This is a genomic window from Rhizobacter sp. (assembly GCF_032229685.1).
Taxonomy (GTDB): domain Bacteria; phylum Pseudomonadota; class Gammaproteobacteria; order Burkholderiales; family Burkholderiaceae_C; genus LMDS01.
Genome location: NZ_JAVTWP010000048.1, coordinates 20,202 through 43,132 on the forward strand (window position 1 = coordinate 20,202; position 22,931 = coordinate 43,132).

General features: G+C 67.4%; 20 protein-coding genes. 6 read left to right on the forward strand and 14 right to left on the reverse strand.

The genetic code is table 11. The annotated features are described in order from the left end of the window. Positions 1-4: 4 nt before the first annotated feature. Genes AC30PD_RS23670 through AC30PD_RS23685 form a run of 4 tightly spaced genes read left to right on the forward strand, consistent with a single transcriptional unit; the run spans position 5 to position 4,567 of the window. Complete coding sequence (locus AC30PD_RS23670) at positions 5-2,041, forward strand: oxidoreductase (protein ID WP_489538164.1); 2,037 nt, start codon at positions 5-7, stop codon at positions 2,039-2,041. A 14-nt stretch (positions 2,042-2,055) separates the two neighbouring features. Next, positions 2,056-2,955, forward strand: a complete 900-nt coding sequence (locus tag AC30PD_RS23675) for an alpha/beta fold hydrolase (protein ID WP_489538165.1) — start codon at positions 2,056-2,058, stop codon at positions 2,953-2,955. Between the two features lie 8 nt (positions 2,956-2,963). Then, positions 2,964-3,818 (forward strand): alpha/beta fold hydrolase, encoded by an 855-nt coding sequence (locus AC30PD_RS23680; protein WP_489538166.1) that lies wholly within the window; start codon positions 2,964-2,966, stop codon positions 3,816-3,818. A 17-nt stretch (positions 3,819-3,835) separates the two neighbouring features. Continuing rightward, positions 3,836-4,567 carry a metallophosphoesterase family protein gene (locus AC30PD_RS23685; RefSeq protein ID WP_489538167.1) on the forward strand — a complete coding sequence of 244 codons (732 nt, stop codon included), beginning with the start codon at positions 3,836-3,838 and terminating at the stop codon, positions 4,565-4,567. Between the two features lie 13 nt (positions 4,568-4,580). On the opposite strand, the gene AC30PD_RS23690 is transcribed toward AC30PD_RS23685, so the two are convergent. From AC30PD_RS23690 to AC30PD_RS23705, 4 genes are all read right to left on the reverse strand, one after another. After that, positions 4,581-6,212, reverse strand: a complete 1,632-nt coding sequence (locus AC30PD_RS23690; protein WP_489538168.1) for a flavin-containing monooxygenase — start codon at positions 6,210-6,212, stop codon at positions 4,581-4,583. 92 nt (positions 6,213-6,304) lie between these two features. Next, a complete protein-coding gene (locus tag AC30PD_RS23695; protein ID WP_489538169.1) occupies positions 6,305-7,072 on the reverse strand; it encodes an enoyl-CoA hydratase/isomerase family protein in 768 nt (255 codons plus the stop codon). 42 nt (positions 7,073-7,114) lie between these two features. Then, positions 7,115-7,765, reverse strand: coding sequence for a carbonate dehydratase (gene can / locus AC30PD_RS23700; RefSeq protein WP_489538170.1), 651 nt, complete (start codon positions 7,763-7,765; stop codon positions 7,115-7,117). A 10-nt stretch (positions 7,766-7,775) separates the two neighbouring features. After that, complete coding sequence (locus tag AC30PD_RS23705) at positions 7,776-9,755, reverse strand: AMP-binding protein (RefSeq protein ID WP_489538171.1); 1,980 nt, start codon at positions 9,753-9,755, stop codon at positions 7,776-7,778. Positions 9,756-9,850: 95 nt separating this feature from the next. On the opposite strand from AC30PD_RS23705, the gene AC30PD_RS23710 reads away from it, so the two are divergent. Beyond that, on the forward strand, positions 9,851-10,534 hold the full coding sequence (locus tag AC30PD_RS23710; protein WP_448169614.1) for a nitroreductase: 684 nt from the start codon (positions 9,851-9,853) through the stop codon (positions 10,532-10,534). 46 nt (positions 10,535-10,580) lie between these two features. Beyond that, a complete protein-coding gene (locus tag AC30PD_RS23715) occupies positions 10,581-11,075 on the forward strand; it encodes a flavodoxin family protein (protein WP_489538259.1) in 495 nt (164 codons plus the stop codon). Positions 11,076-11,135: 60 nt separating this feature from the next. Here the strand turns inward: AC30PD_RS23715 and AC30PD_RS23720 are convergent, their stop codons facing one another. The 10 genes from AC30PD_RS23720 to AC30PD_RS23765 are packed head-to-tail and all read right to left on the reverse strand — an operon-like array spanning position 11,136 to position 22,728. Then, positions 11,136-12,734 (reverse strand): acyl-CoA carboxylase subunit beta, encoded by a 1,599-nt coding sequence (locus tag AC30PD_RS23720; RefSeq protein ID WP_489538172.1) that lies wholly within the window; start codon positions 12,732-12,734, stop codon positions 11,136-11,138. A 3-nt stretch (positions 12,735-12,737) separates the two neighbouring features. After that, positions 12,738-13,235 (reverse strand): biotin/lipoyl-containing protein, encoded by a 498-nt coding sequence (locus tag AC30PD_RS23725; RefSeq protein WP_489538173.1) that lies wholly within the window; start codon positions 13,233-13,235, stop codon positions 12,738-12,740. A 5-nt stretch (positions 13,236-13,240) separates the two neighbouring features. After that, the gene (locus AC30PD_RS23730) at positions 13,241-14,758 is read right to left on the reverse strand and encodes an acetyl-CoA carboxylase biotin carboxylase subunit (protein WP_489538174.1); all 1,518 of its coding nucleotides are present in this window, start codon (positions 14,756-14,758) and stop codon (positions 13,241-13,243) included. Position 14,759: 1 nt separating this feature from the next. Further along, entirely contained in the window at positions 14,760-15,959 is a 1,200-nt protein-coding gene (locus AC30PD_RS23735; protein WP_489538175.1) for an ABC transporter substrate-binding protein, read from the reverse strand. A 38-nt stretch (positions 15,960-15,997) separates the two neighbouring features. Continuing rightward, on the reverse strand, positions 15,998-17,200 hold the full coding sequence (locus AC30PD_RS23740; RefSeq protein ID WP_489538176.1) for an ABC transporter substrate-binding protein: 1,203 nt from the start codon (positions 17,198-17,200) through the stop codon (positions 15,998-16,000). Positions 17,201-17,244: 44 nt separating this feature from the next. Continuing rightward, the gene (locus AC30PD_RS23745; RefSeq protein WP_448169608.1) at positions 17,245-18,282 is read right to left on the reverse strand and encodes a branched-chain amino acid ABC transporter permease; all 1,038 of its coding nucleotides are present in this window, start codon (positions 18,280-18,282) and stop codon (positions 17,245-17,247) included. Continuing rightward, positions 18,282-19,154, reverse strand: coding sequence for a branched-chain amino acid ABC transporter permease (locus AC30PD_RS23750; protein ID WP_448169607.1), 873 nt, complete (start codon positions 19,152-19,154; stop codon positions 18,282-18,284). The genes AC30PD_RS23745 and AC30PD_RS23750 overlap by 1 nt, the downstream gene beginning before the upstream one ends. After that, on the reverse strand, positions 19,154-21,151 hold the full coding sequence (locus AC30PD_RS23755) for an AMP-dependent synthetase/ligase (protein ID WP_489538177.1): 1,998 nt from the start codon (positions 21,149-21,151) through the stop codon (positions 19,154-19,156). The genes AC30PD_RS23750 and AC30PD_RS23755 overlap by 1 nt, the downstream gene beginning before the upstream one ends. Then, positions 21,148-21,927: an ABC transporter ATP-binding protein gene (locus AC30PD_RS23760; RefSeq protein WP_489538178.1), complete on the reverse strand. Its 780-nt coding sequence runs from the start codon at positions 21,925-21,927 to the stop codon at positions 21,148-21,150. Before AC30PD_RS23760 ends, AC30PD_RS23755 begins: the two co-directional genes overlap by 4 nt. A 9-nt stretch (positions 21,928-21,936) precedes the next feature. Beyond that, complete coding sequence (locus AC30PD_RS23765) at positions 21,937-22,728, reverse strand: ABC transporter ATP-binding protein (RefSeq protein ID WP_448174277.1); 792 nt, start codon at positions 22,726-22,728, stop codon at positions 21,937-21,939. Positions 22,729-22,931: the final 203 nt, after the last annotated feature.

Consider the following 22,931-nt stretch of genomic DNA (forward strand, 5'->3'; position numbering starts at 1 on the left):
CGCGATGAACGGCACCACGCGCTACCCCCATGTTTTCGCCCCGCTCGAGCTGGGCCACACGCGGCTGAAGAACCGCATCCTGATGGGCTCGATGCACACCGGGCTGGAAGAAACGCCGGGCGGATTCCCGCGCATGGCCGAGTATTTCGCGGAGCGCGCGCGCGGCGGCGTCGGCATGATCATCACCGGCGGCTTCCCGCCCAACGACGAGGGCGGGCTGGACAGCAAGCTGGCCAGCCCCGAGCAGGCCGAGCAGCACCGCCTGATCACGCGCGCGGTGCACGCGGCCGACCCCGACGTGAAGATCTGTTTGCAGATCCTGCACACCGGCGCGCTGGCCGACACGCCGGCCTGCGTCGCGCCGTCGGCGGTCAAGTCGCGCATCGGCCGCTACACGCCCAGCGAGCTCGACGAAGCGGGCATCGAGAAGCAGCTCAGCGATTTCGCCCACTGCGCGGCGCTGGCGCAATCGGCCGGCTACGACGGCGTCGAGATCATCGGCTCGGCCGGCTACCTGATCAGCGCCTTCATGGTGCGCAAGACCAACCTGCGCACGGATCAATGGGGCGGGCCGTGGGAGAACCGCATGCGCTTCGCGCTCGAGGTGGTGCGCCGGGTGCGCGCCGCGGTCGGCGAGCGCTTCATCGTGATCTTCCGCGTCCCGGCGATGGACATGCTCGACGGCGGCCTGGCCTGGGACGAGATCACCTCGCTCGCGCAGGGCCTGCAAGCGGCGGGCGTCAGCATCATCAGCACCCATTTCTGCTGGCACGAGGCGCCGGTGCCGACCATCGCCACGATGGTGCCGCGCGCGGCGTTCTCGCAGGTCACCGGCCGGCTGCGCCAGGCCGTCAGCGTGCCGGTCATCACCAGCAACCGGATCAACATGCCGGCGGTGGCCGAGCAGGTGCTCGCGCGCGGCGACGCCGACCTGGTGTCGATGGCGCGGCCGATGCTGGCCGACTCGCAGTTCGTGCTGAAGACCGCCGAGGGCCGCGAGGACGAGATCAACACCTGCATCGCCTGCAACCAGGCCTGCCTGGACCACTACTTCGGCGGGCGCCAGCAGGTGACCTGCCTGGTCAACCCGCGGGCGTGCAACGAGACCCAGCTGAACTATCGGCCCGCAGCGGCGCCCAAGCGCATCGCAGTCATCGGCGCCGGGCCGGCCGGCCTGGCCGCCGCCACGGTGGCGGCCGAGCGCGGCCACCATGTCACGCTGTTCGAGGCCGGTGCCGAGATCGGCGGCCAGTTCAACCTGGCGCGCCGCATCCCCGGCAAAGAAGAGTTCGCCGAGACGCTGCGCTACTACCGCCGCATGATCGACAAGCTCGGCATCGCACTGCGCCTGAACACCGCGGCCGACGCCGCGTTGCTGCGCGCCGAAGGGTTCGACGACGTGATCGTCGCCACCGGCATCACGCCGCGCCGGCCCGACATTCCGGGCATTGATCATCCGATGGTGCTGCCGTACGTCGACGTGATCCTGGGCCGCAAGCCGGTGGGCCGGCACGTCGCGATCATCGGCGCGGGCGGCATCGGCTTCGACGTTGCGACGCTGGTCTCGCACGCTGGCATTTCCGCGTCGCTCGACGTGGCCGTGTTCGCGCGCGAATGGGGCATCGACTTCGACAACCACCCCCGCGGCGGCGTCACCGGCGTGTTGCCGCAGGTTGAAAAGTCGGAGCGCACGGTCGCTCTGCTGCAGCGCAAGCCCGACGCGCTCGGCAAGACGCTGGGCCGCACCACCGGCTGGACGCACCGCATGAGCCTGGGCCGGCGCGGCGTGCAAATGGTGGGCGGGGTCGAGTACCTGAAGATCGACGACGCCGGCCTGCACACGCGGGTGGGCGGCGAGCCTCGGCTGTTCGAGGCCGACAGCGTCATCGTCTGCGCCGGTCAGACGCCGCTGCGCAGCGTGTACGACGCGCTGCAGGCCAGCGGGGTGCGCACGCATCTGGTGGGCGGCGCTTTCGAGGCGGTCGAGCTCGACGCGAAGCGCGCCATCGACCAGGCCAGTCGCCTGGCGGCCGTGATCTGACCGCGCCCACGACGATGACCGACGCGCCGCGCCTGCATCGCACCGTCGCGAACGGCATTGGCCAGGCCTGGTTCGAGTGGCGCCCCGAGCGGCGCCGTCAAGGGCCCAGCGTGTGGCTGGTGCATGCCACCGGCTTTCATGGCCGCGTGTGGGACCAAGTCGTCCACCGGCTGCCGGGCCGCCATGTGATCGCGGCCGAGCAGCGCGGCCATGGCCGCAGCGAGGCGGCGGACTTCGACGGCTGGGCGGACTTCGGCCACGACCTGGCCGCGCTCGCCGTCGCGCTCGACGCGCAAGACGCGGTGGGCGTCGGCCACAGCCTGGGCGCCCATGCGCTGGTGCAGGCGGCCGCCTACCAGCCGGGCCGGTTCGCGCGGCTGGTGCTGATCGATCCGACGATCTTCGCGCCGGCCGAGTACCACCGGCCCTTGCCGCCGTCCGGCGCGCTGCATCCGGCGGCCGCGCGCAAGAACCGCTTCGACTCTGCCCAGGCGATGTTCGACCGGTTCGTCGAGCGGCCGCCGTACCACGTGTTCGATCGTCAGGCCCTGCGCGACTACTGCGATCATGGCCTGCGCCCGGCCGACGGCGGCAGCGGCTTCCAGCTCGCCTGCGATCCGGCCTTCGAAGGCAAGGTCTATCCGCTGGCGCAGCAGAACCTGGGCATCTACGCCAGCATCCGTGCGCTGCAGATCCCGGTGCTCGTGGTGCGCGCCGGCTCGGGCGATCCGAGCATCCTGCCTTGGGATCCGCTGGGGTCGCCGACGTGGCCCGGGCTGGCCCAGGAGTTTCGCCACGGCCGCGACCTCAACCTGACCGACAAGACCCACATGTTGCCGATGGAAGATCCGGCGCTCGTCGCGCGGCTGATCGATGAAGCGATGAATGGCCCTGTGCCAGGGCAGTCGACGTGAAGGGCGCCATGACCCCACCCGTCCCGGCGCAAAGCCGTTTCGTCGTCCACGACGATCTGAACTTGCATCACCTGGATTGGGGCAACCACGGCGGGCATCCGGTGATCCTGGTGCACGGCATCCGTCTGCACGCCCATGTCTGGAACAATTTCGCGCGCCGCTTCAGCGACCAGCTCCACATCCTGGCGCTGGACCAGCGGGGTCACGGCGACAGCGGCTGGGGTGGCGCGGACAGCTATCAGCTCGAGGATTTCTACCGCGACCTGCGTGCGGTGGTCACGCAGCGGGGCTTGACCCGCTTCACGCTGATCGGCCACTCGCTGGGTGGGCTGGTGTCGATGGTGTATGCGCACCGCCACCCCGAGGATCTGGAGCGCCTTGTGCTCGTGGACATCACGGCCGGCCTGCCCGAGGTGGCGCCGGGCACCGACCTGTCCCGCATCTCTGAAACGCCGCCGCCGCAGGATTTCGATTCCGTCGAATCCGCGACGGCCTATCTGCGCCGGATCATGGCCATGGCACCGCCCGACGTGGTCGCGGAAAGCGTGGCCCAAGGCGTGCGCAGGACCGACACCGGCGCCTACACCTGGAAGTACGACCCGGCCTTGTCGCAGCACCGGCGGCCTGTTCCCGCGTCGATGGATCTGTGGGGCATGGTGGGCGCCATCCCGACCCCGACCTTGCTGCAATTCGGCAGCCACAGTCGCGTCGTGACGCCGGCGTTGGCCGAGCGCATGGCCGCGACGATGCCGCGCTGCAGCGTCGAACGCATCGAGCGCGCCGGGCACGCCCTGTTCACCGACCAGCCCGACGCGTTCGCCGACAGCGTTCGGCGCTTCCTGTTCGGACCATCGCTTTCCTGACCCGCTCGATTGCCGCCATGCGCACCAAAGTCCGTCTTGCCCATGTCTCTGACATCCATCTGGATACCGACTACCACGGCGGAGAAGACCGCATCGACCGGCGTGACCGCTGCCGCGACCGGTTTCGAACGCTGCTCGACAATGTCATCGAACAGCGCCCCGATGCCTTGCTGATCGTCGGCGACCTGTTCGACTCCAACCGCGCCTCCGATGACACCATCGTCTGGGCCATGGAGGCGCTGGACCGTCTGCCGCTCCCCGTGCTGATGATTCCGGGCAACCATGACTGCCTGGAAGACGACGGAATTTACCGACGCCACGATTTCAACCGGATCGCCAACGTGCAGATGGTCATGAGCCCGCAGGGCGAGACGCTCGAACTGCCGGAATTGAAGATCAGCGCCTGGGGCAAGGGCATGGCCGTTCATTCGCCGGACTTCCGCCCTCTGGCCGACATGCCCGACATTCATGACGGTTGGTGGAACCTCGCGATGGGGCACGGCATCTTCGTCGAGGACGGCTATCACAGCGGGCGTTCATCGCCGATCCGGGCCGATCAGATCGAAGCGAGTGGGCGTGATTACGTGGCGCTCGGCCACCACCACGGCCTGCGCAATGTGTCGAGGGGCGCCACCGTGGCCTACTACTGCGGGGCGCCGGAGCGGCTTTCAGAGCACTCCGGCACGTTCGTGACCGTCGACCTCGAACACGGCGCCGAACCCGTGGTGTCGATCCGGCGGGTCGGTTGACAGCCGCCGCCGATCACGAAAGGCGAAACCCTTCATAGCCTTGCGCGGCGACTTCGGCAAGCCGCTGGCGATAGCGCGGTGCGCCGCCGTTGTAGATGAGGTAGCGGATCTTGTCGTGCCCTTCGAGGTTGGAGTTGTAGCCGGTGAACCATGACTTCGCCTTGCGCAGCAGCAGGCCCTGGTACAGCTCCTTCACATGCTCGGTCCACAGTGTCTCGGCTTCCACGGTCGGCTCGACGCGCGTGATCGCCTGCTGCACGACATGCTCGAACAGCGAGCTCGCCCAGTCGACCACCGTCTCGATGCCACGCGGAAAGTTCGTTGACAGCGATGCGCTCTGCGGCCCCGCCAGCATGAAGAGGTTGGGGAACCCGGCGGCCTGCAGGCCCAGGTAGTTGACCGGCCCGTCGCGCCATTTGTCGCGCAGGCGCTCACCGTTCACGCCGACGAAGTCGATGTTGTCGAAGGCGCCGGTCACCGCATCGAAGCCGGTGGCGTAGACGATCAGGTCGAACTCGTACTCGCGTTCGCTGGTGCGGATGCCGGTGGGCGTGATGCATTCGATCGGGGTGTCACCGATGCTCACCAGGTGCACGTTGGGGCGGTTGTAGGCCTCGTAGTAGCGCGTCTCCATCGGCACGCGCTGCACGCCGAAACCGTGGTCCTTGGGGATCAGCTTCTCGGCCAGCACCGGGTCTTTCACGCGCTGGCGGATCTTCTCGGCCACGAAGGCCGAGAACTCGGCATTGGCGGCCTCGTCCATCAGCACGTCGCGGAAGTTGCCGAGCCAGATCGCGAAGCCCGGCGTGGCATACAGACGCTCCCAGAATGCCAGGCGTTCTTCACGCGGCACTTCGGCCACCCGGCGCCGGTCCGGCCCATGGATGAAGCCGCCCGGGGTCAGGTCGCACTTCCTGAAGATCTCGTCGTACCGGGCTCGGATGTCAGCCATCTCGGCCGGCGGGATCGGCGCGTTGTGCAGCGGCGCGCACCAGTTCGGCCGGCGCTGGAACACCGTGAGCTCGCCCACCTTGTCGGCGATCGCGCCGATCAGCTGCACGCCGGTGGCGCCCGTGCCGATGACCGCCACCCGCTTGCCCGCCAGGTCCACCGGCTCCTTGGGCCAGTGATAGGTGTGGAACGACGGCCCGCGGAAGCTGTCCATGCCCTTCAGGCGCGGCATCGTGGGTGCGGAAAGCAGTCCGATCGCGGTGAGCAGGAAGCGGCACGTCAGGGTGCGCCCGCCGGCCAGCTCGAGCGTCCACAGCTCGTTGTGCTCGTCGAAGGTCGCGCGCTCGAGCGAGCAGCCGAACTGGACGTGCCGGCGCAGATCGAACTTCTCGACCACGTGGTTCACGTAGCGAAGGTTTTCCGGCTGCGGCGAGAAGTGTTCTGTCCAGTCCCACTCGGCCAGCAGCTCCTTCGAGAACGCGTAGCCGTAGGTGTAGCTCTCCGAATCGAAACGACAGCCGGGGTAGCGGTTCCAGTACCAGGTGCCGCCGACGTCGTCGCCGCGTTCGAGCACCGTGACGTCGGCACCGAGCTGCAACAGCTTGTGCAACTGGTACAGGCCGCACATGCCGGCGCCGATGATCACGAACTCACGCTCTGGCGTGCGGCGGGCAGCTGGCAGGTCTTTGGGCAAAACTTTTCTCCGTGTTCTGGCTCGTGCCGAAGTGGAATTTTAGCGCCGTTGACCAAACGTTTGTTTGACAGTTCGACTCGGTCTGCATTACGTCAGTCGCGATCCCATGTCGGAGCACGCTTTTCGGTGAATGCGGTGAGCCCTTCGCGGCAGTCATCGGTGCCGAAAACCGTCGATATGAGGTCGACCGCATGGGCCGCGCCTTGCCGGTAGCCGTTGTCCGTGGCGCGCCCGAAGGCGGCCTTGCCGAGCCTCATCAGCGTCGGCGACTTGGCCGCGAAGACGCGGGCCAGCTTGTGTGCTTCACTCAGCACGAGATCGGGCGGCGCGATGCGCCCGACGAGGCCGAGCGCCATCGCTTCGCGGGCATCGAAGACGCGGCCGGTGAACAGCAGGTCGAAGGCGCGGTAGCGCCCGACGATCCGCGGCAGATGGGTGTAGTGGATCGCGGGCAGCAATCCGACTTCGAGCTCGGGGTAGCCGAAGCTGGCATCGTCGGCGGCGACCAGCATGTCGCAGGTAATGGCCACCGACATGCCGCCGCCGCGCACCGCGCCGCTGATCGCGGCGATCGTCGGCTTGGGCAGGCCGGACTGCAGCTCGAACAATTGCGAATACAGCCGGCCCACGGTCGCGTGCACCGCGGCGGGCGAACTGTCCTTGAAGCGTGGCAGGTCGAGCCCGGCACAGAAGCGGCCGGGGATCGCGCTGCCCAGCACGATGGCGCGCACGTGCGGGTTGGCGCCGGCCTCGCGCAGGGCGGCCATCAGCGCATCCAGCAAGGCGTCGGTGAGGGCGTTCACCGGCGGGTTGTCGAGCAGGATCTCGGCAATGCCGTCGGTCACTTCGAGTCGGATCATCTTGTCGCGCCTTTCGCGCCAGCGCGCCCTTCGGCCACCTTGTCAGGGCACCCCGAGCGTGGACAGCGCATCGACGTAACCGGAATCTCGAGCGTCGATGCCGCCGACGCTCGGGCCGACCCGCCGCAACAGGCCGTCGTTCAGGCCATACACCAGTCCGTGCACCTCGACGGCCTGACCGCGCTCCCAGGCGCGGCGCAGCACGGTGGTGCGGCAGACGTTGCTGACCTGCTCGATCACGTTGAGCTCGCACAGCAGCGCCGCCCGTTCGTTCGCATCGTCGACGCCGTCGAGCCGCGGCGCGTGCTTGCGCGCCACATCCTCCAGGTGGCGCAGCCAGTTGTCAGCCAGGCCGGTGCGGCGGCCGTCGAGCACGGCCTGCACACCACCACACCCGTAATGCCCTACCACGAGCACGTGTTCGACCTTCAGCACCTCGACGGCGTAGTGCAGCACGGTCAGGCAATTGAGGTCGGAGTGCACCACCAGATTGCCGACATTGCGGTGCACGAAGACCTCGCCCGGGCGCAACCCGACGATCTCGTTGGCCGGCACGCGGCTGTCGGAGCAGCCGATCCACAGGTACCGGGGTGCTTGCTGCCGGGCAAGCCGCGCAAAGTATTCGGGATCCCGCGCCGCGCAGCTTGCCGACCAGGCGCGGTTGTTCTCGAACAGGGGATCCAGGCTGCACATGTTGCTTCTCTCAGGCCTTGTTGTCCGAGGCCAGCTTCGCGCGCAGTTCGACGACCGTCTCCGGATTGACCAGCGACGACAGGTCTCCCGGGCTGTCGCCGCGATACACCGAGCGCACCACGCGCCGCATGATCTTCATGTTGCGCGTCTTCGGCAGATCGGTGACGAGCAGCACCTGCCGCGGCCGGTACGACGTGCCCATGCCGCGCACGACCGCGGCGGACAGTTCCTGCTCCAGCGCCGCGTCGGCCGGCACGCCCGGCATCGGCACGCAGACGCAGACGATGGCCGAACCCTTGATCTCGTCAGGCACGCCGATCACCGCCGCTTCAGATACCTTGCCGGTGCCGGTCAGCAGCGTCTCGATCTCGGACGGTCCGGTGCGCTTGCCCGAGATCTTGATCGTGTCGTCGCTGCGGCCGAGGATGTAGTAGAGCCCGTCGGCGTCGCGCATCGCGAAGTCGCCGTGGACCCAGATGCCGGGCAGGGTGCGCCAGTAGCTGTCGAGATAACGTTCGTCGTCGCGCCACAGGCTCTTCGTGATGCCGATGTTGGGGTTGCGCAGCACGAGCTCGCCGACCTGCCCATCGGCCACCGGCTGGCCGGCCTCGTCGACGATGTCGGCGCCAACGCCGAGCCCGCCCATGCCGAACGAGCCCGGCCGCAGCGGGTGATGCACGGTGCCCGTGAAGTTGCAGCCGCCCACTTCGGTGCCGCCGACGATGTTCAGGAACGGCAGCTTCTTCTTGCACACATGCTCGAAGAACCAGCGCCAGGGCGCCTCGGTCCAGGCCTCGCCGCCCGACACGGCGACCCGCAACGCGGACAGGTCGAAGCGCTCGACCTCGGCGTCGCCGTAGCGCATCAGGCCGCGGATCAAGGTCGGCGCGACGCCGACGTAGGTGACGCGGTGGTCCTGCAGCAGGCGCCAGAAGCGGCCGGTGTCCGGAAAGTCGGGCGTGCCTTCCGCGACCAGCAGGCTGCCGCCGAAGAAGCTCGGGATGCAGGCGCACATCGCGCCCACCATCCAGCCCATGTCGCTCATGAAGAAGAAGCGGTCACTGGGCTTGAAGTCGGCGCAGATGTGCATGTCGCGCGTGACCATCGAGCCGAGGAAGCTCACATGGGTCCAGACGCAGCCCTTGGGCTTGCCCGTGGTGCCCGAGGTGTAGAGCAGCACGGCGGGGTCGTCGGCGGCCATCTCCATCGTCGCCAATGCGGCGGGCTGGATCGCGACGGCCGTGGCCCAGTCATGGTCGCGGTCGGGCTTCATCGGGCAATCCAGCGCGTCGCCGAGGTGGCGCAGCACCAGCACGGAGCGCACACTGGGCACCTCGCTCAGCGCCTCGTCGAGCACCGACTTCATCGCGCCCGGTGTGCCGCGGCGCCAGGTGCCGTCGACCGTCAGCACGACCTTGGCTTCGCCGTCGTTCAGGCGCGAGATCAGCGGTTGCGGGCCGAAGCCCGAGAACAAGGGCATGACGACGGCGCCGATCTTCATCACCGCGAAGAAGGCGATGAAGGTCTCCGGCAGGTTCGGCATGTAAAGCCCCACGCGGTCGCCCGGCTGCACGTCGAGTGCCCGCAGCGCGCCGGCCAGCCGGCAGACCTCGGCGTCGAACTCGCGGTAGCTCAGGCTGCGCTGGGCGCGCTGGTCTTCGCCCTCCCAGACCAGAAACGGGCGCTCCCAGGCCGGCGTGTCGCGGTGCCGGTCGATGCAGTTGAGCACGATGTTGGTCGTGCCGCCGACGCACCAGCGCGCCCACTCGATGCCGCGCGAAGTGTCGAGCATCTGCTCGTACGGTTTGTAGAAGCGGAAGTCGCAGAACTCGAACACCTGCTGCATCAGCCACGCCGGGTCGGCGTCGGCGCGGCGTGACAGGGCCTGCAGATCGGGCTCGCCGGTGCGGCGGATGAAGGCACCGAGATTCGATTGCGCGAGGATCTCGGGTGTCGGAAGCCAGTCGAACGGTCGTTTGGTAGAATCCATGTCGCTAGAGTAGCTGAAGCCATCAGCGCAGTCCAGAGGTGACGCCCCCCGGGCCGGGCCCGTGATCTGCGCACCAATGACCCCCGGAGAAGCCCATGCATGTCGACGAAGCGATCCGCAGCCGTAAATCCGTCCGGCGGTTCCTGCCCACCCCGGTGCCCGCCGCGGTGGTGAGCCACATCCTGAACGTGGCGGCGCGGGCGCCGAGCGGCAACAACGTGCAGCCCTGGCGCGTGTACGTGGTTGCCGGCGAGCGGCGCGACAAGCTCTGCGACGCCATCGTCGAAGCCGCCAGCGGCGACCCGGACCGCCATCAGCCGGAGTACGCCTACTACCCGACGAGCTGGTTCGAGCCCTACCTGGAACGTCGGCGCCGGTGCGGCTTCGGGCTGTACGCGACGCTCGACATTGCGCGCGACGACAAGGTTGCGCGCGAACGCCAGATGCTGCGCAACTACACCTTCTTCGACGCGCCGGTGGGGCTGATCGTCACGCTCGACCGGCGCCTGAACACCGGCAGCTTCATGGACGTCGGCATGTTTATCCAGAACATCCTGGTGGCGGCGCGCGCCCAGGGGCTGCACACCTGCGCCCAGGCCGCGTTCGCCTGGTTTCACAAGATCGCCCGCGAGCAGCTGCCGATGGGCGACAACGAGATCCTGCTGTGCGGCATCGCGCTCGGGCACGAAGACGTGGACGCACCGGAGAACGCCTTCATCACCGAGCGTGCCGGCTTGGACGAGTTTGTCAGCTTCCATGGTTTCGAGGTGACCGCGTGATCACCGTGCCCTTCATGCTGCCCGAATCGATGACTGTGTGACCACGCTGCGAAAGTCGCTGCTCATCGTGTACCACACGATGACCGGCGGCACGTTGCAGATGGCGCAGGCGGCTGCGTCCGGGGCGCGAAGCGAGGGCACGGTTGACGTCCGTTTGCTGCACGCGCGCGATGCCGGGCCCGACGATGTCCTGGCGGCCGACGGCCTGATCTTCGCCACGCCCGAGAGTCTGGCCGCCATGTCCGGTATGTTGAAGGACTTCTTCGACCGCAGCTACTATGCCGTGCTCGACCGCATCAACGGCCGACCCTACGCCCTCCTGATTTGCGCCGGCAGCGACGGCAGCAACGCCGTCCGCCAGATCGAGCGCATCGCCACCGGATGGCGGCTGCGGCGCATCGTCGAGGCGGTGATTGTTTGCACCCATGCCCAGGCACCGGCGGACATCCTGCGCGCGAAGCAGATCGACGCTCCGGCACTCGCGCGATGCGAGGAACTGGGGGCCGCCTTCGCGGCGGGGCTGGCCTTGGGAGTTTACTGAGCGTCGCGTCGATGCGCAGAGCGCCGCGGTTCACTTTGACACTTGGCGCCAGCGGCCCGTTCAGAAACGAAAGATGCCGTAGCTCGGCGCGGCGATCGGTGCGTGCGAGGCGGCCGACAGCGCCATGCCCAGCGCATTGCGCGTGTCCACTGGCGCCAGCAGGCCGTCGTCCCACAGCCGCGAGGTTGCGAAATAGGCGTTCGATTCGCGCTCGGCCTTTTCAAAGACGCGGTCGCGCAGGATCTTCATCGCGGCCTCGTCGGGGGGATGGCCGTGGCGCCGCAGCTGCGCGATCTTCACGTCGGCGAGCGTGTTGGCGGCCTGCTCGGGGCCCATCACACCCATGTGGATGTTGGGCCAGGCCCAGATGAAGCGCGGGTCCCAAGCCCGGCCGCACATGCCGTAGTAGCCCGCGCCGAACGCGGCGCTGGTGATCACGGTGAACTTGGGCACCTCGCTGCCGGCCTGCGCCATCAGCATCTTGGCGCCGTCCTTGGTGATGCCTTCCATCTCGTAGTTGCGGCCGATCATGTAGCCGGTGGTGTTCTGCAGGAACAGCAGCGGCGTGCGGTTCTGGTTGCACAGCGCGATGAAGTGCGCCGCCTTCTTGGAACTGTCGGAGAACAGCACGCCGTTGTTGGCCAGGATGCCGATGCGGTAGCCCCACAGGTAGGCGTAGCCGCAGATGAGCGTGGTGCCGTAGGCCGGCTGGTACTCGTGGAAGCGGCTGCCGTCGACCATGCGTGCAATCAGCTCGCGGTGGTCGAACTGCACCTTGTGGTCGGGGCTGACGATGCCGTGCATCTCGCCCGGGTCGTAGTAGGGCACCTCGGGCTCGCGCTCGGGCAGGAAGCTGCGCGTCGCGGGCGTGAGCTGGGCCACGAGCTCGCGGCAGATCTCGATCGCGTGGGCTTCGCTGTCGGCGGGGTAGTCGACCGTGCCGGAGATCTGCGTGTGCAGATCGGCGCCGCCGATCTCGTCGGCGGTGTGCTCCTCGCCGGTGGCGGCCTTCACCAGCGGCGGGCCGCCGAGGAACACGCCGCCGGCGCCGCGCACGATGATGCTGTAGTCGCACAGCGCCGGGATGTAGGCGCCGCCGGCGGTGCAGTGGCCGAACACCATCGCAATCTGCGGCACGTTGGCCTTGGACAGCAGGCACTGGTTGCGGAACACGCGCCCGCCTTCGATGTAGACGCCCGACAGCTCTTCGAGGAAGGCACCGGCGCTGTCGCACAGGTGCAGCACCGGCAGGCGGTTCTCGAGCGCGATGTCGAGCAGCCTGGTGATCTTGCGCGGTGTCAGCGTGTACCAGGCGCCGCCCTTGATGCCGGAGTTGTCGCAGTGGATCAGCACCTCGCGGCCGCTGACCACGCCCAGGCCGGTGATGACGTTCGCGCCCGGGACCTCGTCGTCGTACTGGCCGCAGGCGGCGAGCGACGAGAACTCGAGGAATGGCGTGCCGGGATCGAGCAGCAGGTCGAGCCGCTCGCGCGGCAGCAGCTTGTTCTGCGACCGCAGGCGCTTCAGGTCGCGCGGCGGGCACAGGTGGCGCGCCTGCTCCTGGCGGGCGCGGAAGTCGTCGACGATGGCGCTGATCGCGGCATGGTTGCGCTTGTACGCCTCTGACGAAGTGTCGATGCGGGATTCGATGCGCTTCATGGTTCAGACGTCTTCGAGGGTAATCAGCGCGGCCTTCAGCGCGAAGGTCGCACCGGCCAGGAAGTGCACGGTCTTGACGCGCGCGTCGCGCGGCGCGAGCAGGGTGGTTTCGAGTTTCATGCTCTCGATCACCATCAACGCCTGGCCGGCACGAACGACCTCGCCCGCGGCGGCGTGCACCGCGATCACGACACCTGGCATCGGTGCGCTTAGCAGGTCGGAGCCGCCGCCGGCCGCGCCGGCGGTGGCGTGCGTCAATTGCTGGCGTTCGACCTCGGCTGCACCCATGCCCTCGGCATGCACGAACACCGAATCCGCCCCCACGGCGAGTTGAACGACGCGCGACCGACCGCCGACGCTGATGCGCCAGCGCCCGTCGGCCAGGGCCTCGCGGCTGACGACCAGCGTGCGGTCGCCGCGGCGCAGCTGCACGCCGCCGTCCGGGCCGCGGGTTGCGATGACGTCGTGCGCGACGCCGGCGATCAGATAACGCGCGTGCATTGGGTTCAGTTCCTCCAGCCGCCCATCGCAGCGTGCATCGGCGGCACGGCATGAACCCGATGCATCAGCTCGCGATCGGACAGCACCGCGGCAGCCAGCAGCAGGTCGATCTCGGGCTCGGACAGCGCCGATCGAAGATCGCCGGCACAACGCGCCAGCATGCCGGTGTCGGCTTGGCCCGCGATGAACTCGGGGTGCTGCAGCACGCGCGCCAGGTAGGTCGCGTTGGTGGTGACGCCGAGCAGCACGGTGTCCTGCAGCGCCCGCACCGAGCGCGCGATGGCCTGCGCCCGCGTTGCGCCGTGACAGACGATCTTGGCGACCATCGGGTCGAACGCGGCCGTGACGGCGCCGCCTTCGCGCACACCAGCGTCGACGCGCACGCCCGGGCCGGAAGGGGGCTTCCAGGCCAGGATGGCGCCAGTGGCGGGGCGGAAATCATGCGCCGGGTCTTCGGCATAGAGCCGGCATTCGATCGCATGGCCTTGATGCGCGATGTCGGCCTGCACGAGGCCGAGCGGCTCGCCGCGCGCCAGCCGCACCTGCTCGCGCACCAGGTCGAGGCCGCAGATCATTTCGGTGACCGGGTGCTCGACCTGCAGTCGCGTATTCATCTCCAGAAAATAGAACTCGCCGCCGGCGCCGTAGATGAACTCGACCGTGCCGGCGCCGAGGTAGGCGCAGGCCCGCGCGATGCCGGCCGCGGATTCGCAGACATCGCGACGCTGCTCGGGCGTGAGGCCGGGCGACGGCGTTTCCTCGATGATCTTCTGGAAGCGCCGCTGCACCGAGCATTCGCGTTCCCAAATGTGGACCACCTGACCGTGGGCGTCGCCGAGCACCTGGACCTCGATGTGGCGCGGGCGCTCGACGTAGCGTTCGACGAACAGGCGGCCATCGCCGAAGTAGCGCTCGCCCTCGCGCCGCGCGGTGGCGATCTCGGCTTCGAGCAGCGCGAGGTCGCGCACGATGCGCATGCCCTTGCCGCCGCCGCCGGCCGAGGGCTTGATCAGCAGCGGCGCGCCCAGCGCGCGGGCGCGCGCGACGAAGCTCGCCGGGTCGTCGTCCTCGATCGCGCTCGGCGCCACCGGGAAGCCGCGCTCGGCAACAAAGCGGCGCGCGCGCACCTTGTCGCCCATCAGCTCGATGGTGTCGGCGCGCGGGCCGATGAAGGCGACGCCGGCGGCATCGAGCGCGCGCGCGAACGCAGCGTTCTCCGAGAGGAAACCGTAGCCCGGGTGCAGCGCCTGCGCACCGGTCTGGCGGCAGGCCGCGACCATTTGTTCGATGTCGAGGTAGGCGGCGACCGGGGTGGGCCCATGCAGTTCGACCGCGGCATCGGCCTCCAACACCGCGGGGCTGTCGGCGTCGACCGCGTGGTGCGCGACCGCCACGCGCAGGCCGAGGGTCTTGAGCGTGCGCAGGATGCGCAGCGCGATCTCGCCACGATTGGCGATGAGGACGGTGTCGAAGTGCCGCAGCGGCGAGTGCGAGCTCGCAGGGGCGTCGGGGCCTGGAACCACGTCAGTCGACGATCGGAATCGGATCGGAGACGCGGTTGAACTTGGAGGCCTTCGCGTCCGATTGCAAGATCAGCACGCTGCTCGGCGAGTGGCGCACCGAGGGTGAAAAACTGATCGGCGAAGCCAGGCCGTCGGTGCCGAAGTTCTTCATCGCCTCGAGCTTGTCGACCACGCAGGTCCGGGTCAGGTCCTTGCCGCAGCGGCGGATCGCGTCTTCCATCACCAGTGCGCCGACGTAAGCGGTGATGGAGTAGCGGTTCATTGTCTTGAGTTCGTCGGGGCTCAGGTATTTTTGCGCCAGCCCCATGAACTTGGCCATGCCGGGAACGCTCAGCTCGGTCAGGGGCGGCACGTAGTCGGCAACGAAGTAGCCGTCGCCAGCAGCACCGGCGAGCGCCTGCACCGGCGTCAAATGGGCCGAATGCACGGCGAGAATGGTCAACGGCATCTGGTTCTTCGCCGCCTCCTTCATGAGCATCGAATGTTCGGCGACGACGCCGCCCGACAGCAGGAACGTCGTGCCGACTTGCTTGAGGCTCAGCACCTCGGCCGAGAAGTCCTTGGTGCCGCGCTTGAAGACAATCTCAGACACGCTGTTCAGACTCAGCGCCTTGACCGCCTTCTGGTAGCCGCAGCGCACGTCGCTGCCGAATTCGTCGTCCTGGTAGACCAGTGCAAACTTCTCCTTCTGCAGGTTCCTGGTCTTCACCATCTGCGTCATCGCGGCGCTGACTTCTTGGCAGTAGGTCGGGCCGATCACGAACACGGTCTTGTTGGGTGGTGTGAAGTGAGCCGCCGCCACGGCCATCGCGTTGATGGTCGGAATCTTCTGCTCGTTGATGTACGGCAGCATGGCCTGCAGCGCGGCCGACCCCGAGGTGCCGATCAGGCCGAAGATGTTTTCCGTTTCGTTGAGGCGCTTGACGCCCTGAAGCGCGCGCTGCGGCACGTAGCCGTCGTCATCGGGCCGGATCTCGATCTTGCGGCCGTTGATGCCGCCGCGCGCGTTCACGTCCTGCTCCCAGACCTTGAGCGCGGCCATGTGGGCCTTGCCGAGCAGGCTGGGCGGTCCGCTCACCGGTGTGACCGAACCGAGCACGATCCTGGTGTCGGTCACGCCCGGTTCGGCGCGTGTCGCTGCACAGTGGCTTGCGATGCCGACGAAGGCGACCAGCGAAAGGAATGACTGCAGGAATCTCATGGGCGGGCTTTCGGAGGCTGAGTGGTAGGACGGCCGACTCACTTGTCGCTGAGAAAGTCCGATGCGCGCTCGAACTTGCCGGTGGCCGCGTTGGCCTTGAGCAGGATGGGTCGGGTACCGGACTGGCGGATGTTCGGGCCGAAGGTCAGTGGCGCCATCACGCCGTCGCTGGCGAAGTTCTTTGTCTGCTCCAGTTTCTGCACGAGACAGGCGCGGGTGAGGTTGCGTCCGCACGCCGTCAGCGCGGACTCGACCAACTGGGCACCGACGAACGCAGTCAGCGAATAGCGGTTCATGGTCTTCACGTCGTCGGCGCTGAGGTACTTGTAGGTCAGCGCATTCAGCTTGCCGATGCCTTGCGTCTCGGTGTCAGTGATCGGCGGCACGTAGTCGGCGACATAAAGCCCATCGGCCGCCGTGCCGGCCAGAGCCAGGACCGGACCCAGATGCGACGGGTGCGGCGCCAGACGAACGACGTTCATCTGGTTCTTCTGGATCTCCTTGAGCATCGCCGCGGTCTCGGTGATGATGCCCCCGGTCAGCACGAAGGTCGCACCGGCCCGCTGCACCGCGAGGATCTCGGCCGAGAAGTCCTTCGCGCCGCGCTTGTACGGGATATCGATCGTGCTGGACAGGCCGAACGACTTCAGCGCGGCGTCGTAGCCGCACTTGACGTCGGCACCGTAGTCGTCTTCCTGGTACACGATCGCGAACTTGCCACCTTGCAGCTTCTGCTGGGTGATCAGGTGTTTCATGACACCGGTGATCTCCTGGCAATAGGTGGCGCCGATGTTGAAGACCGTCTTGTGGGGCGGTGTGAAATGGGGGCTGGCGACGGCGCCGAAGTTCAGCGCCGGGATCTGCTGCTCGTCGATCGTCGGCATCATCGCGACCAGGTGCGACGACCCCGATGTGCCGACGAGGGCGAAGATCTTGTCAACGTCGATCAGCTTCTTCAGCGACTGCACCGAGCGCTGCGGCACGTAGCCGTCGTCCTCGACCCGCAGGTCGATCTTGCGCCCGTGGATGCCACCGCGGGCATTCACGTCCTTCTCCCAGACGCGCAGCGCGGTCACCACCGCCTTGCCGATCAGGCTGGGTGGCCCGCTGAGCGGGAACACGACGCCCAGCACGATGCGGTCGTCGGTGAGGCCGGGGTCGGCCGCCAGCGCCCGTGTACCGAGGCAGGCGAGCAGACCAACGCTGAGCATCGTGCGGAAGCAACGAAGTGTCTGACGCATGGGGAGCTCCTGGGGTGGTGGTGGATGGAGGCGCGGCGGGTCGCTCAGAATCGAAACGGCCAGTTGGTCCAGTAGTGCTTGATGTCGCGCCAGCGGCGGATCAGGCCGTCGGGCTCGAAGCGCAGGAACAGCACGATGGCCAGGCCGTAGACGATGCCCTTGATTTCGAATGCCGCCGTCGACAGCATGCCTGAGCCCAGGGCGCCGAACAGGAGGCCAAGACCTTCGTTGAGGCCGAAGATGAAGACCGTGCCGAGCAGAGCGCCTGCGACCGAACCGAGGCCACCGACGATCAGCATCGACAGCGCCTCGATCGAGATCAGCAGGCTGAAACCGTCGACGTTGAGGTAGCGCGTGTAGAACGCCATGAGGCCGCCAGCCACGCCGGTGTAGAACGCGCTGACCATGAAGGCCAGCAGCTTGTAGCGCACCAGGTCGACGCCCATCGCCTTGGCGGCGATGTCGTGCTCGCGGATCGCCATGAAGGCGCGCCCGACCCGGCTGCGCAGCAGGTTCAGCGTGACGAAGGTGGCGCCCACCAGCGTCGCCAGCACGACGTAGTAATAGCCGCGTTCGGCGGTCAGCGCCACGCCGAACAGCGTCGGCTGCGGCACCGACAGCCCTTCGGAGCCGCCGGTCAGGGCGCCGCCGTTGAGGATGATGTGGTTGATGATGACCGCGAACGCCATTGTCGTGATCGCCAGGTACAGGCCCTTGAGTCGCAGAGACGGCACGCCGACCACGAGCCCGGCAAGCGCCGCGCAGGTGCCGCCGGCGGCGATGCAGGCCGGCATTGGCCAGCCGTAGCGGGTCGCGAAGATGCCGGCGGCATAGGCGCCGACGGCCAGAAATCCGGAGTGTCCGAGCGAGATGAGACCGGTGGTGCCGGTCAGCAGGTTCAGCCCGAGCACGCCGACCGCGGTGACCATCAGCAGCAGCACCGTCGACACGTGGTACTTGCCGAGCAACAGCGGCACCAGCGCCAGCGCCGCGACCAGGAGACACGACCAGACGATGACCGGCACCGAGTCGGTCAGCGCCAACAGCTTGCGGTAGTCTTCCTTGAAGTTTCGGCTGCGCATCAGACTCGCTCGATCTCGGCTTTGCCGAACAGGCCGTAGGGCCGAACCATCAGGACGATCAGGATCAGCACGAAGCCGGCGATCTCTTTCATGCCGCGGCCGATGTAGCCCTCGGACATGTTCTCGGCCACGCCGATCAGGATGCCGCCGAGCGCGGCGCCGAACACCGAATCGAGCCCGCCCAGGATCACCGCCGGAAAGCTGCGCAGCCCCGTCAGCCACATGCCGGGGTTGAGGTCGTAGATCACCCCGACCAGCACGCCGGCGATGGCGGCCAGCCCGGCCGACAGCGCCCAAGAGAGCGCGAAGATGCGCTTGACGTTGATGCCCATCAGCAGCGCCACGGTCTGCAGGTTGGCGGTGGCGCGCATCGCGATGCCCACCCGCGAGTAGCGGAAGAACGCCCACAGGCCGAGCACGACCACGGCCATGATGCCCAGCGCGTAGAGCTGCGCCGGGTAGACCCCTGCCGGGCCGATGCGAATCGCCTCGGTCGGCAGGCCGACGTTCAGCGGCATCGGATCGGCACCCCAGATCATCACCACGACCGAGCGGATGATCACGGCCAGGCCGATCGTCACCATCACGGTCGAGAACACCGGTTGCCCGAGCATGGGCCGGATCAGCAGCACTTCGATGAGCAGGCCGACCAGGACCGAGATCACGACCGTGACCAGCAGCAGCGGCCAGAAGCCGAACTTGAACGTGCCGGCGAGCGTGAAGGCGATGTACGCCACCAGCATCATCAGCTCGCCCTGCGCGAAGTTCACGACGCCGGTGGCGCGGTAGATCATCGCGAAGCCCATGCCGATGAAACCGTACACCAGGCCGACCGCGATGCCCGAAACAAGAAGCTGGATGAAGTAGTCCATCACGCTGTCCCGCCGCCGTAGATCATCTCGATCTCGCGCGCGAACTTCTTGCCGATGATGTTGCGCCGGACCTTCTGCGTGGCCGTCAGTTCGCCGTCGTCATGGTCGAGTTCCTTTTCGAGAATCACGAACTTGCGGACGTTCTCGACCCGTGCGAACAGCTTGTTGACGCGCTGCACCTCCACGTCGACGAGTTCGCGCACCTCGGGCAACTGCGACAGGCTCTTGTAGGTGGTGAAGGCCAGGCGCCGCTCCTGGGCCCATTTGCCGACGGTCTCGTAGTCGACTTGCACCAGCGCCGACAGGTAGTGCCGGCCGTCACCGAGCACGATGGCCTCGCGGACGTAGAGGCTGTCCTTCAGCGCGTTCTCGATCTCCGAGGGCGAGATGTTCTTGCCGCCGCTGGTGATGATGATGGCCTTCTTGCGGTCGACGATCATCAGCTCGCCGTTCGGCGCCAGCGCGACCACGTCGCCGGTGTGCAGCCAGCCGTCGAGCACGGTCAGCGCGGTGGCGTTGTTGTCGTGGATGTAGCCCTTGAACACCGCCGGGTGCTTGACGATCAGTTCGCCGTCTTCGGCGATCTTCCAGTTCAGACCCTCGATCGGCGTGCCGGTGGCGCCCAGTCGCTCGGCCTTGGCGTGCTGGTGGAAGATCACGCCGCCCGACTCGGTCATGCCATACACTTGGTACACCGGCAGGCCCAGGACGCGAAAGAACTTCAGCACTTCCGGCGAGACGCTGGCGCCGCCGCAGAAGCCGCAGCGCATGCGGTCCAGGCCGGTGAACTTCTGCAGGTTGCGGAACATCAGCAGCCACAGCACGAAGAACTGCAGTCGGTCGGCCAAGGTGCGCTCGCCGCCGCGCCGCTCGACCCGCTCGAACAGACGCTGCCCGGCCGCCATGCAACGCGCGAAGGCCCAGCGCTGCAGGCGCGTGGAGTCCTGCATGCGCATCAGGATGCCTTGCTGCAGCTTTTCCCAGATGCGCGGCACGCCGAGGAACACCGTCGGCGCGATCTCGCGCAGGTTCACCGACACCGTGTCGATCGACTCGGCGTAGTTGACGACGCCGCCGGTCATCATGTGCATCACGGTCGAGAACGCGCGCTCGGCAACGTGGCACAGCGGCAGGTAGCACAGCACCTCCATCGTGTGCCGGTCGAGACGGAAATGGCGGCGCAGCTTGTCGGTGGTGACCAGCAGGTTGCGGTGCGACAGCATCGCGCCCTTGGGCGGGCCGGTGGTCCCAGAGGTGTAGACCAGCATGCAGGTGTCATCGGGTTGCGTCGCGTCGATGCCGTCGTCGAAGGCGCGGGCCTGTTCCGGCGAGGCGGCGGCGTACTGGTCGCCGAGCTCGAGCACTTCTTCGAACGACATCAGCATGCCGCGCGGGTACGAGCGCAGGCCTTTCATGTCGACGGCGATGATCTTCACCACGTCAGGCACCCCGACGGCATGCTTGGCTTGCGCGTCCAGCACCTTGTCGACCTGCTCCTGGTCGCCACACACGACGAAGCGGCTGTTCGAGTGGTGCACGATGTACTGCAGCTCGGGCCAGGGATTGGTCGGGTAGATGCCGACGACGACGCCGCCGATGGCCTGGGTGCCGAGATCGGCGAACATCCACTCCGGCGAATCCTCGCTGGCGATCGCCAAGCGCTCGCCGCGCGCGAAGCCCAGTTGCAGCAGGCCCAGCGCGAAGCGGCGCGCCGTGGCGTGGTAGTGGCGCCAGGTCATCCGGTTCCAGATGCCGTAGTCCTTCTCGCGGAACGCCAGCGCATCGGGCGTCGCGTGCGCCCAGTGCCGCAGCAGCTTGGGGAAGGTGTGCTCGCCGGAGTGCAGCAGCGCGTCGTAGTCGTCCTCGGCGTCGACAGCGCCGCCGCGTGCTGCGGCTTCCGAGGCCAGTCCGCCCGGTATCGCGGATGCCCAGCGACCGAAGCCGCTGGCCGGCGGCCCAGCAGGCCCGTGTTTCGTGGCGTCGGACACGGTGCTCATGCCGCCGCCTTCGCACCGCCGAGATAGGCGTCGATCACGGTCGGATTGGTCGAGATGTCCGCAGGGCTGCCTTCGGCGATCTTGCGCCCGAAGTTCAGCACGCAGATGCGGTCGGAGATGTCCATCACGATGCCCATGTCGTGCTCGACCATCAGCACGGTGATGCCGAGTTCGTCGCGGATGTCGAGAATGAAGCGCGCAATGTCCTCGGTCTCTTCGGTGTTCATGCCCGAGACCATCTCGTCGAGCAGCAGCAGCTTGGGTTCGGTGGCCAGCGCGCGGCCGAGCTCGACGCGTTTTTGCATGCCGTAGGAGAGGGCGCCGACGGGCTTGTCGCGGATGTCCTCGATCTCGAGAAAGTCGATGATTTCCTCGACCTTGCGCCGGTGTGCGAGCTCTTCGCTGCGCGCGCGACCGAAGAACCAGGCGGCGTCGAAGACGTTGGTTCGCATGTGGCAGTGGCGGCCGACGAGCAGGTTCTGCACCACTGTCGCGTGCTTGAAGACCGCCAGGTTCTGGAAGGTTCGCCCGATGCCCGCCGCCGACAAACGGTGCGGCGCGATGCCGGTGATGTCTCGGCCATCGAAGTGCACCGAGCCGCCGCTCGGGCGCACGACGCTGCTGATCATGTTGAAGGTGCTGGTCTTGCCGGCGCCATTTGGGCCGATCAGCGAATAGATCTCGCCGCGCTCGACATGAAAGCTCACGCCAGCCACCGCCTCGACGCCGCCGAAGCGCTTGGACAGGTTCTCGACCCGCAGCAAGGTGTTTTCCATGCCGCCGCCTCAGGACAACCAGCGCTTGCGGCGCTTGTAATGTTTGACGTCGCGCATGTTCTTGCGCGAGCCGCCTTCGCCGAAACCGAGGTAGAACTCGCGGACGTCTTCGTTGCGCAGCATCTTCTCGGCCGGGCCGTCGAGCACGATGCGGCCGTTCTCCATGATGTAGCCGTCGTCGGCGATCGACAGCGCCATCTGTGCGTTCTGCTCGACCAGCAGGACGCTGACGCCGTCTTGTTTGCACAGCCGCGTGATGATGGCGAAGATCTCGTCGCAGATCTGCGGCGCCAGGCCAAGCGTGGGTTCGTCCAGCATCAGCAGCTTCGGCGCCGACATCAATGCGCGGCCGATCGCGACCATCTGCTGCTCGCCGCCCGACAGGTAGCCCGACACCGTGTTGCGCTTGGCCGTCAGGCGCGGGAACATTGCGTAGACCCGCTCCAGGCCGGTCTTCGACTCGGCCACCGTGCGCGTGTAGCCGCCCATCAGCAGGTTTTCTTCGACCGTCAGTTGGTCGAACAGGCGCCGGCCCTCCGGCACCATCACGATGCCGGCGCGCACGATGCGATCCGGTGTCATGCCAAGCAGGGACTGCCCTTCGAACGTGAGCTGCCCGCCCTTGACTTCACCGTCTTCAGGGTAGAGCACGCCGCAGATGGCCTTCAGCGTGGTCGACTTGCCCGCGCCGTTGGCGCCGAGCAGGGCCACGATCCTTCCCTTGCCGAGCGTCAGTGAGGCTTCGCGCACGGCTTCGATCGTGTTGTCGTAGACGATCTGGATGTTGGTCAGGGTCAGCATCGTGCAGTCGGTTCCCACGAATGATGCTCAGGTGAATCGGGCGTCGGGCCGACGCGTTGGCCGGAGCAACGGCTCCTCAAGCGGCGGCCCGCAGGACGGTGGCGCGCCTCACGGTTCGCTAATCTAACGATAGTTAGGTAAATGACAAAGCGGGGTAAACCCGCTTTGTGACCGGCCGCGACGCTGCCTCCCGGCAAGCTCGC